Below are 13,489 nucleotides of genomic sequence, written 5' to 3'. Positions count from 1 at the left end.
TTTTATGGCTGGATAACGTGGATAGCTATTTGCCGTAGCGCAATGTGGGAGGTGTCGGGGAAAACGGCAGGGGCGGGTGATGATACGAGCGGAGCTCAGGCTACAAAAAGGCGACCCCAGGGTCGCCTTTTTCATTCAGGGGAGGAGGTCAGCGGGCCTGTTCCAGGGTGCGCACCACGGCGGCGTGGGCCTGTCGGGTACGGCTGATATGGCGCGGGGCGACCAGCACAACATCGTTGCCGGCGACGGCGCCCATGATCTCGGGATTGGCGTTGCGATCCAGCAGCCGTGCCACTACGGTGGCGGCGCCCGGTGTGGTGTGGATCAGCACCATCTGCTGGTTGTGCACCACTTCGCGCACCATGTCGTGAATGGAGCGGGTGCTGCCGGCGGGTTCCAGCTGATCGTCCACTAGTGTGTAGACCTTCTTGCCGTTGGCATTCTGGGCCTTGGCCACGCCGAGACGACGCAACAGACGGGAGATGGTGGACTGGCTGATGTCGGCAAAGCCGCGCATCGATAGCTCGCGGCGGATCTCTTCCTGGGTGCTGTAGCAGTGCTGGCCGATGATCTGGCGACAGGCATCCAGCTGGGCCAGATCGGGCTCTTGTTCAACGGGACGACTGAGGGTTTTGACCACGGCGATTTCCTTTGACGGTGACCGGAGGCTATCGCTCGATATCTGCCATCAATGCTTTTTTATAGCTAAAAATTCTGATGGTAAGACGTGAGGCAGGGAATCAACGATGTTTAGCCTTTATTGGATGGCAAATTATAGCTAAACGGAGAATCTGTGATGTGACAGGGGTCAAAAATGGGCCCATTGGGGCCCACTTGGATATCAGTAACGTTCGCTGACGATGTCCTGGGTGAAGGACTTCTCGCAGTATTTGCACTTCATGCGTACTACGCCCTTCACCTCGCGCACCCGGAAGTAGCTGTCGACCGGCTCGTTGTGGGAGATGCAGTTGGAGTTGGGGCAGTGGAACACACCGGTAATGAACTCAGGCAGTTCCAGCTGATGCTTCTTCACCACGGCGAAGTCTTCGATGATGTTGACGGTCGCCTTGGGGGCGAACAGGGCCAGCTGGTTGGCCTGTTCCGCGGTCAGGCGGGTGTTCTCTATTTTGATGAGATCCTTCTTGCCCAGCGCGCCGGATTTGAGGTTGAAACCGACGGTGATCCGCTCCTGAGTCTCGATCAGCTGGAACAGCTTGAGGATCTTGATGCCCTGGCCGGCGGGGACGTGGTCGATGACGGAGCCGTGACGGATGGCTTCGACTTGCAGTTGATTCTTCTCGGACATGATGTTCCCCTTTTCCCTTAGACGGTTTCGTTCAGTACCAGAGCCAGCAGTGCCTGGCGCGCGTAGACCCCGTTTTCCGCCTGCTGGAAGTAGTAGGCGTAGGGCGTCTTGTCGACCGCCACATCGATCTCGTCGACGCGGGGCAGGGGGTGCAGGATCTTCATGGTGGGTTTGGCTCCTTCCAGGGTCGCCAGCTCCAGCACGAATTTGGCGGCCATGTGCTTGTATTCGGTCTCGTCGAAGCGCTCTTTCTGCACCCGGGTCATGTAGAGGATGTCGAGCTCCGGCATCACCTCTTCCATGGTCTCGTGCACGCTGAACCGTATGCCCTTCTCTTCCAGCTCCTCGCAGATGTAGTCCGGCATCGCCAGCGCGTCCGGGGAGATGAAGAAGAAGCGGCAGTTGAACAGGCTCAGGGCCTGGGCCAGGGAGTGAACTGTGCGGCCGTATTTCAGGTCACCAACAAAGGCTACGTTGAGGCCATCGAGCTTGCCTTGTGTCTCATGGATGGAGAAGAGGTCGAGCAGGGTCTGGGTCGGATGCTGGTTGGAACCGTCACCACCGTTGATGACAGGCACGCGGGAGAACTCGGAGGCGAGACGGGCGGCGCCCTCTTTCGGGTGGCGCATCACCACTGCATCCGAGTAGGAGCCGATGATCTTGATGGAGTCGGCCAGGGTCTCGCCTTTCTTGGCACTGGTGTTGCCGCCGTCGGCGAAGCCGATGATGTTGCCACCCAGGCGCTGGACCGCGGTCTCGAACGAGAGGCGGGTACGGGTAGACGCTTCGAAGAAGCAGCTGGCAATCAGCTTGTCTTTCAACAGGCGGGTGTCGGGCTCGGCCTTCAACCGCTGTGCGGTTGCGACCACCAGTTCCATGTCGGGCCGGGTCAGGTCCGAAATGGAGATGACATGTTTCTTATAGAGTGGATTGGTCATCGTCTGCATTCCCTTTGACATCAATGAAGGTTTTTCGGGCACAAAAAAAAGCCCCTGAAACAGGGGCCTTTTTTAAAAATAACTGGGGATCTGTGGGGCGGGAACCGGAAACAACGGGGCCGCTCTGGTGCGCACCACCCGTCTGCAAGGCTGTTTTCCGAATCAAAAACTGCATCGTCTTGTCCCGACCTTTTTCAAAACCGGACAGATTATAGGGCCGGTTTTTGAATTGTCAAAAATTTATTTCAAAGGCAGGATTTGCACAGGAAAACGTTTAAGTGCCGTGAACGGGTCGGCAAACCCACACGCTGTGTTCTGTTTGCAGGGGCTGTTGATCTTCGGCCATGGAACGCAGATAGGCGAGTCTGTGATGTCCTTCCAGCAGGCAATAGGGTTGTGGCAGCGGCTGCCCGTCCGGGTAACGGCTATCCGGCGTCGTGGCCAGCACTATGATGGGCTCTGACCAGGTGCCTTGCGTCAGCATGTAGTCGCCGAGCCAGGATCTACGTACGTAGCGGTTGTGGCGCAGCATCTCGCCCCAGCGCTCGATCACCTCCATATGACGGGAGCCGGTCTGGGCGATGATCCGCTCAGTGGGCCACTGCTCGCACTCGAACTGGTGACGGGCGAGATCGATAAAGCTCCAGTTGGACTCAAAACCGCGCCAATGACGATAAATCCATTGAGAAAGCACGCAGTGGGGAATGAAGGGGACCTGCGGGGCAACCCGGTCGAGATAGTCGGGCAGGGACTCCGTCTTGCGTTCACCCCTGAAGTTGAGCGGCGCCAGTTGTTGGAGCAATCGGTAGTTGAGCATGAACAGCCTCCCGGAACCAATCTTCACCCTACCCCCATTTATGCGGCTTTCCTACCCTGACAAGGCTGTAAATACAGCAAGTTACCCAGTGATGCTGCGCAAATTAATGCAAGTTGCTCGTCATTTGTGCAATCGCATCGAAAGTGAGAAAAAAGCCTTTACCTTTGAACCCGGCTTTGTATAATTCGCCTCGTTTGTTGCAGGGGCGTAGTTCCAATTGGTAGAACAGCGGTCTCCAAAACCGATGGTTGCGGGTTCGAGTCCTGCCGCCCCTGCCATTTTCAGAAAAGCCAGCTCATTGAGCTGGCTTTTCCCATTTCTGCGTTCCCAGTTTTGTTCCCCTGGTTCCCTCTCTCTTCCCTGTGTTGCGGCCGTTTCGCGGCAGTTGTCTCGCTTCACATTCAACGCCTGCCTTGACCGCTAGTCGCTATTGCACCAATCCGCCCTGTCGTTTCTGGCAATCGTGCTTCATGGCTCCCTGTGCTACACAAGACGGGCGGTGCCATTGCGCCTTGATGGCACTCAGATAGCCAATGCTCAAGCCGTGGATTGTGGGCGTGAACATCACTTGCGGAGATAGACTCATGAACGAGGCAGTTGAAACCCGACTGAACAAGTCTCGCCCCGGTGGCTGGGTACCTCGGGACAGTGCCCATATAGCGCGCTGGATCCGGCGGATGAAGCACTATGTCGCCAACCAGCCGGGTGAGCTGGTGCCCCCCATCGCCGAGCTGCGGGATCTGGTCAATGCCGATCCCTGGTTGCACGCCCAGGCAGAAGCCATGTTCAAGGAGGCCTGGCGTCACAAGCATCTGACCCCGCTCGGCCAGGTCGAGGTGCGATCCTTCGAGGAGTTTCTGGGGTTGCTCAACGGCATCATGACCACGGCACCCGAGGCATATCAGGATATTCCGACGCACGAACCCTCCGGCCTTATCGGTTTTCCCATCAATGCCCTGCTCGACTGGCCCATGGCGACCCAATCCGGTTATCACTTCTTTGCCAACGCCCTGATCAATCAGCAGTTCAAGAAAATCCTCGATTACTGGGCGCTGTTTCTGCAAAGCCCGGCCTCGCGTTACGTGTTGAATGAGCCGGTCAGCAAGCTGGATAAAGAGACTCTGGTGGTGCCCTGGCTCGGCAAGGCGGCCAAGAGCGAAATGGTCAAGGTGGCCTGCGGGGCCCTGGGGGAAGGGACAAATCCGACACCTGGCAGTTTTGAGCAGATTTTCCAATGTGACCCGTCGGCCGAGTATCACGGCTTCAGTTGCTGGGATGACTTTTTCACCCGCACCTTCCGTCCTGATGTGCGACCCGTTTCGGCACCTGAGGATGACAACGTCATCGTCAACGCCTGCGAATCGGCGCCGTTGCAGGTGAAGAAAGGGGTGAGCCGCAGCGATCAGTTCTGGCTCAAGGGACAGCCCTATTCGCTGGACAACATGCTAGATTTCGACGATCTGGCGCCCCGCTTCGATGGCGGCACAGTGTATCAGGCCTTCCTCAGTGCGCTCAGCTATCACCGTTGGCACAACCCGGTGAGCGGCACCATTCGCAAGGTGCGCGTGGTCAACGGCACCTACTATCTGGAGAACCAGTTCGAGGGCTTTGTCGACCCGCAGGGGGCGGATCCCAGCGCGCCCAACAACTCGCAGCCTTTCCTTACCTCGGTGGCAACCCGGGCGCTGATCTTCATCGAAGCAGACAACCCCAAAATCGGGCTGATGTGCGTGGTGCCTGTGGGCATGGCCGAGGTGTCGAGCTGCGATGTTACCGTGAGGGCGGGGGACAGGGTGAAGAAGGGGGATCCGCTCGGCATGTTCCACTTCGGCGGCTCGACCCACTGTCTGGTGTTCCGCCCAGGGGTCAAGCTGGAGTTCGAGTTTTACGGTCAAACCCCGAGCCTGGATGCCGGCAATATGCGGCTCAATACCGCCATCGCCCGGGTGCGCTAGGTAGGCGCGTGTGACGGGATACAAGACGGGCCGCCTCTCAAGGCGGCCTTTTTACGTTGGTTGGGGTTGCACCGACAGTGGATCAAGAGGGAAAGGATGAGTGCCGGATGGAAAGGAGCGTTGCCAGTGGGATAGCTACTGATGCATTTAAAATCAAGGGATTGGTATTCATGGAACAGGATTTTCAGTCGATATAGTCCACACAAGGTGTACAGCTTTGTTTGACGCCATTGAGACAGCCATAAGGATATCCCATGAATCTCTCCCTTCGCGGCAAGTTGTTGGCCACCAGTCTTGGCGTGGTCCTGATCACGGTTTGCCTGCTGGGCATGACCGCCTTCTATACCCTGAAAAACCAGACCCTGAGCGCCATCGACAGCGAGGCGCGCAACTATGCCAGCGCCTACGCCGAGGGGATCGGGAAATGGATGCAGGACAGGCGCGAGAGCCTGACCGCCCAGGTCAATGTCATCGCCAACCACCCGACGTCCGAGCTGGTGCCTCATCTGCAGCAGACCTTGCGCTCCGGCGGCTTCGGGCTGGCCTACTACGGCTCGGAGGAGGGGGTGATGACCCGCAACGATCCTTCCCTCAACAAGGGTGACTATGACCCGCGTGCGCGACCCTGGTATCAGGATGCGGTCAAGGTGGGCAAGCTCATCATCACGGAGCCTTATGTCAGCGTGACCATGCAGCAGCTGGTGGTGACCCTGGCCGAGCCCGTGATGCAGCAGGGCCGGCTGGCCGGTGTGGTCGGTGCCAACCTGGCGCTGGAACAGCTCATCAAGGATGTGCTGGCGATGCGGGTGCAGGGGGATGGCTACGCCATGCTGCTGGACAAGAGCGGCCTCATCGTCGCTCACCCGAACAAGGATCTGGCGCTCAAGAAGAGCCAGGATTTGGCGCCTGAGCTCGATGCCAACCGCTTGGTGGGCATGAGTCAGCAGGGCGGCCTGCAGGCGGTGCAGATCGGTGGACGCGACACCAAGATGCTGGTGTTGCCGATCCCCAACACCGACTGGCTGCTGGCCATGGTGATGCATGAGGATGTGCTGATGGAGCCGCTGCAGAGCCTGTTGTTGCAGCTGTCACTCATCAGTGCGGGTCTGATCCTGGTGTTCGGCCTGGTACTGACCAGCACCTTCAAGTACCTGTTCCAGGATCTGGGGCGGGTGGCCGGGGCGTTGCACGATATCGCCCACGGCGAGGGGGACCTTACAGTCCACATCAACACCCGCAGCAAGGATGAAGTGGGCCAGCTGGCCGAGAGCTTCAACCAGTTTGTGGCCCGCCTGCACGGTATCGTCAGCCGCTTGCGGGATGTGACCGTCGAGCTGGCGGCCCAGTCCCGTACTCAGGCGGCCGGCGCCCTGGCTCGCAGCCAGCGGGTGCGCCAGCAACAGGACGAGATCGTCATGGTGGCGACTGCGGTGACCGAGATGGCTTCTGCAACTCAGGAGATCGCCGGTAACGCCGAGTTTGCGGCCACCACCTCGGGGGATGCGGTCAAGCTCGCCGTTGCGGGCCAGTCCCAGGTTGGCCAGAGCCAGCGCAGCATCACAGGGCTGGCGGACGAGGTGGCCGATGCCAGCCAGATCATTGTGGAGCTGGATGCCCATGCCCAGAAGATCAGCGGCATTCTGGCAACCATCAGCGGCATCGCCGAGCAGACCAACCTGCTGGCGCTCAACGCTGCCATCGAGGCGGCACGGGCCGGCGAACAGGGCCGTGGCTTTGCCGTGGTGGCGGACGAGGTGCGGGTGTTGTCCAAGCGTACCCACGACTCCACCGACGAGATCCAGCAGATGATCGAAACCCTGCAGCAGACCACTCGCCGTGCGGTCGGTGGCATGGAGACCAGTCGCCAGCTGGCGGGCACCAGCGTGGAGGATGCGGAAGCCGCCAACCAAAGTCTGTCACTGATCAACCAGGCCATAGGTTCCATCAGCGACATGGCGACCCAGATAGCGGCGGCGGCCGAAGAGCAGACCTCGGTCACCAGCGAGATCAGCCGCAATACCGAGAACATACGCCACGTTTCTCAGGAGCTGGCCGAGCAGGCGGGCGAAGAGGCTGCTCAGGCCGCCGAGCTCAAGTCGCTGACCGAGCGGCTGGAGCAGGAGATAGGCCGCTTCCGCCTCTAAACCGGCCAGCAATAACTGGCCAGCAATAAAAAGGGCAGCCCGCGGGCTGCCCTTTTGCATGTCCGCAGGTTATCCGGGCTGCTTGACCCAGATGAGCTTGTCGGTGGCAAAACCCAGCCCTCTCGCCTTGGCGACCAGGGCATCGACCTTGGCTTTCGGCGGGTTGGGGGAGCGGGAGAGGATCCAGAGATAGTCGTGGTTGTAGCTGGTCACCAGGGAGAGCTGGTAATCGGGGTCAAGATCGATAACGTTGTAGCCGCCGTAGAAGGGGCCGAAGAAGCTCACCTTGAGCCGTGCCTCGTCCGGCTTGTCAACAAAATAGGCCTTGCCCTCGGCCTCGCGCCAGCTGCCATTGCTCTGCTTGCCCCGATTGATCACCCTGACGCCACCATCATCACGCAGGCTGTAGCTGGCGCTGACCTCTTCCAGCCCCCGCTCGAAGCTGTGATCCAGACGCGCTATCTCATACCAGGTGCCAAGATAGCGGTCGAGCTGGAAGCCGGTGACGGGACGGATGCCATCGGCCATTCCGGTACAGGCCGTCAACAGCAGGCCACACAACAGACAGAACAGTGAACGCATAAGTTATCCCTCTTTTTATCCCTCAATGATACGAAGTTGGCCGTCCCGAAAGCGGGAGGCCTGATCGGTTGGCGTGCTGCCGAAATAGCGTTTGTACTCCCGGCTGAACTGGGAGTTGCTCTCGTAGCCGACCTTTGCCGCCGCGGCACCGGCCTTGATGCCGTCGTGCAGCATCATGAGCCGCGCCTTGTGGAGGCGAAATGACTTGATGTACTGCAGCGGCGAGGTGGAGGTGACCGCCTTGAAGTGGTGGTGAAAGGCGGAGACGCTCATGTTCACCTCCCGCGCCAGCTCCTCCATGGTGAGGTTGTCGGCGAAGCGCGACTCTATCATACGCAGCACCCGGGCTATCTGGCCCACATGGTTGTGACGGTTGGCCAGCGCCTGCAGCGCCGGGCCTCCCCCCTCATGCAGCGCGTAGAAGAGCATCTCCCGCACCGTCTGCGGCCCCAGTACCCGGGCGTGGTGGGGCTTGTCCATCAGGTCGATCAGTCGCTCGGCGGCGCAGAACATTTCTTCGGACAGGGGGACTGAGTGGACACCGCTCTTTTGCACAGCCGGGGCGGGCAGGGAATCCCCCAGTTCCAGCAGCAGCTCCTGCAGGGTGGCGACGTTGATCTCGAGGGAGAAACCGACAAGCGGCTGCTCGGGGGAGGCAAAACACTCACACTCACAGGGCAGCGGCATCAGCAGATAGTGGCTGGGATCGTAACGAAACACCTGATCCGCCATATAGCCCACCTTGTGTCCCTGCAGTATCACTATCATCCGTGGCTGGTAGAGCACGGGGATGCGACCGTGGTACTCGGTGGTGTAGATAAGGTTTACCTGCTCAACCGGAGAAGCTGTGATGCCGGGAGCCGTGACGGGTCAGTTTGGCGGCGAGGTCGGTGTAACGGTTCTGCATGGAGTCTCTTTTGTGGTGATTCTGGCGGGTTTGTAGAAATAGGCAAGAATCAAGCAGGATGTTGTCTTGATGGTAGAGGTGGTCTGGAGAAAAATGCAATCACATTTTGCGGCCTGGCCGCCCGAAACATAGAAAGGCAATGTCGATGAACAACTTTACTCTGCATACCCCGACCAAGATCCTGTTCGGCAAGGGCCAGGTTGCCCAGCTTCGTGAACAGCTCCCGAGCGATGCCCGCATCCTGATCATCTATGGCGGTGGCAGTGTGGTGCGTACCGGCCTGCTGGCCCAGATCCGCGACGAGCTGGCGGGCATGACACTGTTTGAATTCGGTGGCATCGAGCCCAACCCCACTTACGAGACCCTGATGGGGGCGGTGGCGCTGGCCCGCGCCGAGCGAATCGACTTCCTGCTCGCCGTGGGCGGCGGCTCAGTGCTCGATGGTACCAAGTTCATCGCCGCCGCTGCCCATTACGATGAGGCCCGGGATCCCTGGCACATACTCGAGACCGTTGGTAACGAGGTGCGCTCCGCCATTCCGCTCGGCGCCGTGCTGACCCTGCCGGCCACCGGTTCCGAGATGAACATGGGTGCCGTGGTGACCCGCCGCAGCACGGGTGACAAGGTGCACTTCTTCTCGCCCTTCGTGATGCCGCGCTTCGCCGTGCTGGATCCCGTGCTCACATACACGCTGCCGGCTCGTCAGGTGGCGAACGGTGTGGTGGATGCCTTCATCCATATCCTGGAGCAGTACCTCACCTACCCGGTCAATGCCAAGGTGCAGGATCGCTTCGCCGAAGGCCTGTTGTTGACCCTTGTCGAAGAGGGCCCCAAGGCGCTGGTGGAACCGGAGAACTACGAGGTGCGCGCCAACATAATGTGGAGTGCCACCATGGCCCTCAACGGTCTGATCGGTGCCGGTGTGCCCCAGGACTGGGCTACCCACATGCTGGGTCACGAGCTGACCGCCCTGCATGGCCTGGACCACGCCCAGACCCTGGCTGTGGTGCTGCCCGCCCTGTTGCAGGCCAAGCGCCAGCAGAAGCATGCCAAGTTGCTGCAATACGCAGAGCGGGTGTGGGATCTGCGCAGCGGCAGCGAGAGCGACCGTATCGACGGGGCCATTGCCGCCACCCGTGACTTCTTCGAGCGGATGGGCGTCAAGACTCGCCTGCGGGACTATGGTCTGAGCGAGTTGGGCATCGACACCCTGATCGGCAAGCTGGCGGAGCACGGCATGACCGCCATTGGCGAGCATGGCGATATCGATCTGGTGCAGAGCCAGCATATTTATGAAGCGGCCTGGTAACAGCACAGGGGCAAAACGTCGGGATCGAAACGATTAATTCAGAGGGGTCGGGGCCTGCCATTTGGCGGGTGGCCGGCCCCTTGTCTGTTACAAAACAGTTACTTTTCCTGTTTTCGCCCCGATATCTGTGATCGGAGCAGATTTCGTAAGAACAAAAAGCGCTAAGATAGAGGGCCGGTAAAACATTTTTTTTGACTGGTTGGATCACTTTTTCCAGTGCTTTTTACTGGTATAAGTCGCTAATTTGGTTTGTTTTTTTAAATCCAGGTCCGGGATGGGCTGAATTCTGTACGCGCACCATCGGGACTGCGGTTGTAATAAAACTCCAAAATTTGATACTAATCACCTTCGCGCCTGAGAAGCGGGGGCCTGACCATGACAGGAGGTTGAGGTAAAGCCTACTGATTTTCATAACAAAGGGCCCGTGACCTGCACTTTGGTCATGTCTTGTTTCGCCAGAAATGCGACACTGGGCAGCGATTGTTTATTAACCATCAGGGAATAGTCATGCAGATTGGAATACCGAGAGAGAGTCTCGCCGGTGAGACCCGGGTCGCAGCGACCCCGGCCACCGTTGAGCAGCTGAAAAAGCTCGGCTTCGAGGTCGCCATCGAGGCCGGTGCCGGCCAGCTGGCCAGCTTCGATGATGCCGCCTTCGAGGCTGCCGGTGCCAGCGTGGTACCGAGCGTCTGGCAAGCCGACCTTATCTTCAAGGTCAACGCGCCGACCGATGCCGAGATCGCACAAATTAAAGATGGTGCCACCCTGGTGAGCTTCATCTGGCCTGCCCAGAACCCTGAGCTGGTCAAGAAGCTGTCCGAGCGCAACATCAATGTGATGGCGATGGACATGGTGCCGCGGATCTCCCGTGCCCAGTCCCTTGATGCCCTCTCCTCCATGGCCAACATAGGCGGCTATCGCGCCGTGGTCGAAGCGGCGCATCAGTTTGGTCGCTTCTTCACCGGCCAGATCACTGCCGCCGGTAAAGTCCCGCCCGCCAAGGTATTGGTGATCGGTGCCGGCGTGGCCGGTCTGGCTGCCATCGGTACTGCCGGCTCCCTCGGCGCCATCGTCCGCGCGTTCGATACCCGTCTGGAAGTGGCCGAGCAGATCGAATCCATGGGGGGGGAATTCCTCAAGCTGGACTTCGGCAGCGAAGATGGTGCCTCCAGCGATGGTTATGCCAAGGTCATGTCCGATGAGTTCATCGCAGCCGAGATGGCGCTGTTTGCCCAGCAGGCCAAGGAAGTGGACATCATCATCACTACCGCCCTGATCCCTGGTCGTCCGGCTCCGAAGCTGATCACCAAGGAGATGGTCGACAGCATGAAGCCGGGTTCCGTGATCGTGGATCTGGCTGCGGCGACGGGTGGCAACTGTGAATACACCAAGCCGACCGAGTTGTTCGTGACCCCCAACGGCGTCAAGGTGATCGGTTACACCGACCTGCCGGGTCGTCTGCCTGCCCAATCCTCCCAGCTCTACGGTACCAACCTGGTCAACCTGATGAAGCTGATGTGCAAGGAGAAGGACGGCCAGGTTGCCATCGACTTCGAGGACGTGGTCCAGCGCAACATGACGGTGATCCAGGCCGGTGAAGTGACCTTCCCGCCGCCCGCCATCTCCGTCTCTGCCGCGCCGCAGAAGCCCGCAGCTGCCCCGATCAAGAAGGCCGAAGAGAAGCAGCCCTCCAACAAGAAGTTCGTGTTCGGTGCCCTTGGCATCGCCGCCTTCGGTTGGGTGGCAGCCGTGGCACCTGCCGCCTTCCTGTCTCACTTCACCGTATTCATTCTGGCCTGCGTGGTCGGTTACTACGTGGTGTGGAACGTCTCCCACTCCCTGCATACGCCGCTGATGTCGGTCACCAATGCCATCTCCGGCATTATCGTGGTCGGTGCCCTGCTGCAAATTGGTCAGGGTTCTACGCTCGTCACCGCGCTCTCGTTTGTCGCCGTGCTGATTGCCAGTATCAACATCTTTGGTGGCTTCACAGTCACCCAGCGCATGCTGAAGATGTTCCGTAAGGATTAAGGGGGTTTAACGTGTCTCAAGGACTGGTAACAGCATCCTATATCGTTGCCGCCGTGCTCTTCATCCTCAGTCTCGCGGGACTGTCGAAGCAAGAAACGGCCAAGCATGGCAACTTGTTCGGTATCGCGGGTATGGCCATCGCCCTGCTCGCTACCGTATTCAACCCGGAAACCAGTGGCGTGCACTGGATCATCCTGGCCATGGTGATCGGCGGTGCCATCGGCGTGCGTCTGGCCCTCAAGGTCGAGATGACAGAGATGCCCGAGCTGGTAGCCGTGCTGCACAGCTTCGTGGGCATGGCGGCCGTGCTGGTGGGCTTCAACAGCTTCATCGACTTGCACCCGTCTGCGCCCGCCGAGGTGGTGGTGTCCGTCGGTTCCAACCTGGATGCGACCCTGGCTGCTGCCCGGGCGGCGTTCGAGCAGGCGGCCAGTGTCGCCCAGGTCGAGCACCTCTCCGGCGCCATGCTGAACATCCATCTGGTGGAAGTGTTCCTGGGCGTCTTCATCGGTGCCGTGACCTTCACCGGTTCCGTGGTGGCGTTTGGCAAACTGCGTGGCCTGATCTCTTCCAAGCCGCTGATGCTGCCCCATCGCCACAAGCTGAACCTGCTGGCTGTGCTGGCCTCTCTGGCGCTGATGGTCTACTTCGTCAATGCCGGTGGTTCTACCTTCGCCCTGTTGGTGATGACCCTGATCGCCTTCGCCTTCGGCTGGCATCTGGTTGCCTCCATCGGTGGCGCCGACATGCCGGTCGTGGTCTCCATGCTCAACTCCTACTCGGGTTGGGCGGCGGCAGCGGCGGGCTTCATGCTCTCCAATGACCTGTTGATCGTGGTGGGTGCGCTGGTAGGTTCCTCCGGTGCCATCCTCTCTTACATCATGTGTAAGGCGATGAACCGCTCCTTCATCTCCGTTATCGCCGGTGGCTTCGGCTCCGACGGCGTGGCCTCCACGGCCGACCAGGAGATGGGCGAATACCGCGAAACCAGCGCCGAGGAAGTGGCTGATCTGCTGAAGAACTCCAGCTCAGTCATCATTACCCCGGGCTACGGCATGGCGGTGGCGCAGGCCCAGTATCCGGTGGCTGAAATCACCCAGAAGCTGCGTGATCGCGGCATTAAGGTGCGTTTCGGTATCCACCCGGTTGCCGGTCGTCTGCCAGGCCACATGAACGTGCTGCTGGCGGAAGCCAAGGTCCCGTACGATATCGTGCTGGAAATGGACGAGATCAACGACGACTTCAACGATACCGATGTGGTATTGGTGATCGGTGCCAACGACACCGTCAACCCGGCTGCGATGGAAGATCCGGGCAGCCCGATCGCCGGCATGCCGGTGCTGGAAGTCTGGAAGGCGCAGAACGTCATCGGCTTCAAGCGCTCCATGAACACTGGCTATGCCGGTGTCCAGAACCCGCTGTTCTTCAAAGAGAACACCCAGATGCTGTTTGGCGATGCCAAGGCCAGCGTCGAGGCCATCCTGAAAGCGCTGTAAGCGT

Annotated in this window: 10 protein-coding genes, 1 tRNA gene and 1 pseudogene; 6 read left to right on the top strand and 6 right to left on the bottom strand. The window is 59.7% G+C overall.

Going from position 1 to position 13,489, the window contains the following annotated elements; genetic code table 11:
- Window positions 1-148 precede the first annotated feature (148 nt).
- From AXW79_RS15865 to AXW79_RS15850, 4 genes are all read right to left on the bottom strand, one after another.
- The gene (locus AXW79_RS15865) at window positions 149-640 is read right to left on the bottom strand and encodes an arginine repressor (RefSeq protein ID WP_005318434.1); all 492 of its coding nucleotides are present in this window, start codon (window positions 638-640) and stop codon (window positions 149-151) included.
- A 201-nt stretch (window positions 641-841) separates the two neighbouring features.
- Complete coding sequence (gene pyrI, locus AXW79_RS15860; RefSeq protein WP_005318436.1) at window positions 842-1,306, bottom strand: aspartate carbamoyltransferase regulatory subunit; 465 nt, start codon at window positions 1,304-1,306, stop codon at window positions 842-844.
- A gap of 17 nt (window positions 1,307-1,323) precedes the next feature.
- Complete coding sequence (pyrB, locus tag AXW79_RS15855; protein ID WP_005318439.1) at window positions 1,324-2,244, bottom strand: aspartate carbamoyltransferase; 921 nt, start codon at window positions 2,242-2,244, stop codon at window positions 1,324-1,326.
- A gap of 274 nt (window positions 2,245-2,518) precedes the next feature.
- A complete protein-coding gene (locus AXW79_RS15850) occupies window positions 2,519-3,061 on the bottom strand; it encodes a hypothetical protein (RefSeq protein WP_005318441.1) in 543 nt (180 codons plus the stop codon).
- 201 nt (window positions 3,062-3,262) lie between these two features.
- Here AXW79_RS15850 and AXW79_RS15845 point away from each other — a divergent pair.
- The 3 genes from AXW79_RS15845 (at window position 3,263) to AXW79_RS15835 (ending at window position 7,160) form a co-directional block, all read left to right on the top strand.
- A tRNA-Trp gene (locus AXW79_RS15845) sits at window positions 3,263-3,339 on the top strand.
- A 306-nt stretch (window positions 3,340-3,645) separates the two neighbouring features.
- Window positions 3,646-5,016, top strand: coding sequence for a phosphatidylserine decarboxylase family protein (locus AXW79_RS15840; RefSeq protein WP_011898258.1), 1,371 nt, complete (start codon window positions 3,646-3,648; stop codon window positions 5,014-5,016).
- A 254-nt stretch (window positions 5,017-5,270) separates the two neighbouring features.
- A complete protein-coding gene (locus AXW79_RS15835) occupies window positions 5,271-7,160 on the top strand; it encodes a methyl-accepting chemotaxis protein (RefSeq protein WP_005318444.1) in 1,890 nt (629 codons plus the stop codon).
- A gap of 69 nt (window positions 7,161-7,229) precedes the next feature.
- On the opposite strand, the gene AXW79_RS15830 is transcribed toward AXW79_RS15835, so the two are convergent.
- Entirely contained in the window at window positions 7,230-7,742 is a 513-nt protein-coding gene (locus AXW79_RS15830; protein WP_005318446.1) for a lipocalin family protein, read from the bottom strand.
- Between the two features lie 15 nt (window positions 7,743-7,757).
- Window positions 7,758-8,649: pseudogene (locus AXW79_RS15825) on the bottom strand (AraC family transcriptional regulator).
- 145 nt (window positions 8,650-8,794) lie between these two features.
- On the opposite strand from AXW79_RS15825, the gene yqhD reads away from it, so the two are divergent.
- The 3 genes from yqhD (at window position 8,795) to pntB (ending at window position 13,485) form a co-directional block, all read left to right on the top strand.
- Entirely contained in the window at window positions 8,795-9,958 is a 1,164-nt protein-coding gene (yqhD, locus tag AXW79_RS15820; RefSeq protein ID WP_005318452.1) for an alcohol dehydrogenase, read from the top strand.
- Between the two features lie 507 nt (window positions 9,959-10,465).
- On the top strand, window positions 10,466-11,989 hold the full coding sequence (locus AXW79_RS15815) for a Re/Si-specific NAD(P)(+) transhydrogenase subunit alpha (RefSeq protein WP_005318454.1): 1,524 nt from the start codon (window positions 10,466-10,468) through the stop codon (window positions 11,987-11,989).
- Window positions 11,990-12,000: 11 nt separating this feature from the next.
- On the top strand, window positions 12,001-13,485 hold the full coding sequence (gene pntB, locus AXW79_RS15810) for a Re/Si-specific NAD(P)(+) transhydrogenase subunit beta (protein ID WP_005318456.1): 1,485 nt from the start codon (window positions 12,001-12,003) through the stop codon (window positions 13,483-13,485).
- The last annotated feature ends 4 nt before the right edge of the window (window positions 13,486-13,489 follow it).

It is taken from the genome of Aeromonas salmonicida subsp. salmonicida, from assembly GCF_001643305.1.
Taxonomy (GTDB): domain Bacteria; phylum Pseudomonadota; class Gammaproteobacteria; order Enterobacterales; family Aeromonadaceae; genus Aeromonas; species Aeromonas salmonicida.
This window is presented reverse-complemented; position numbering and strand designations above follow the sequence as displayed.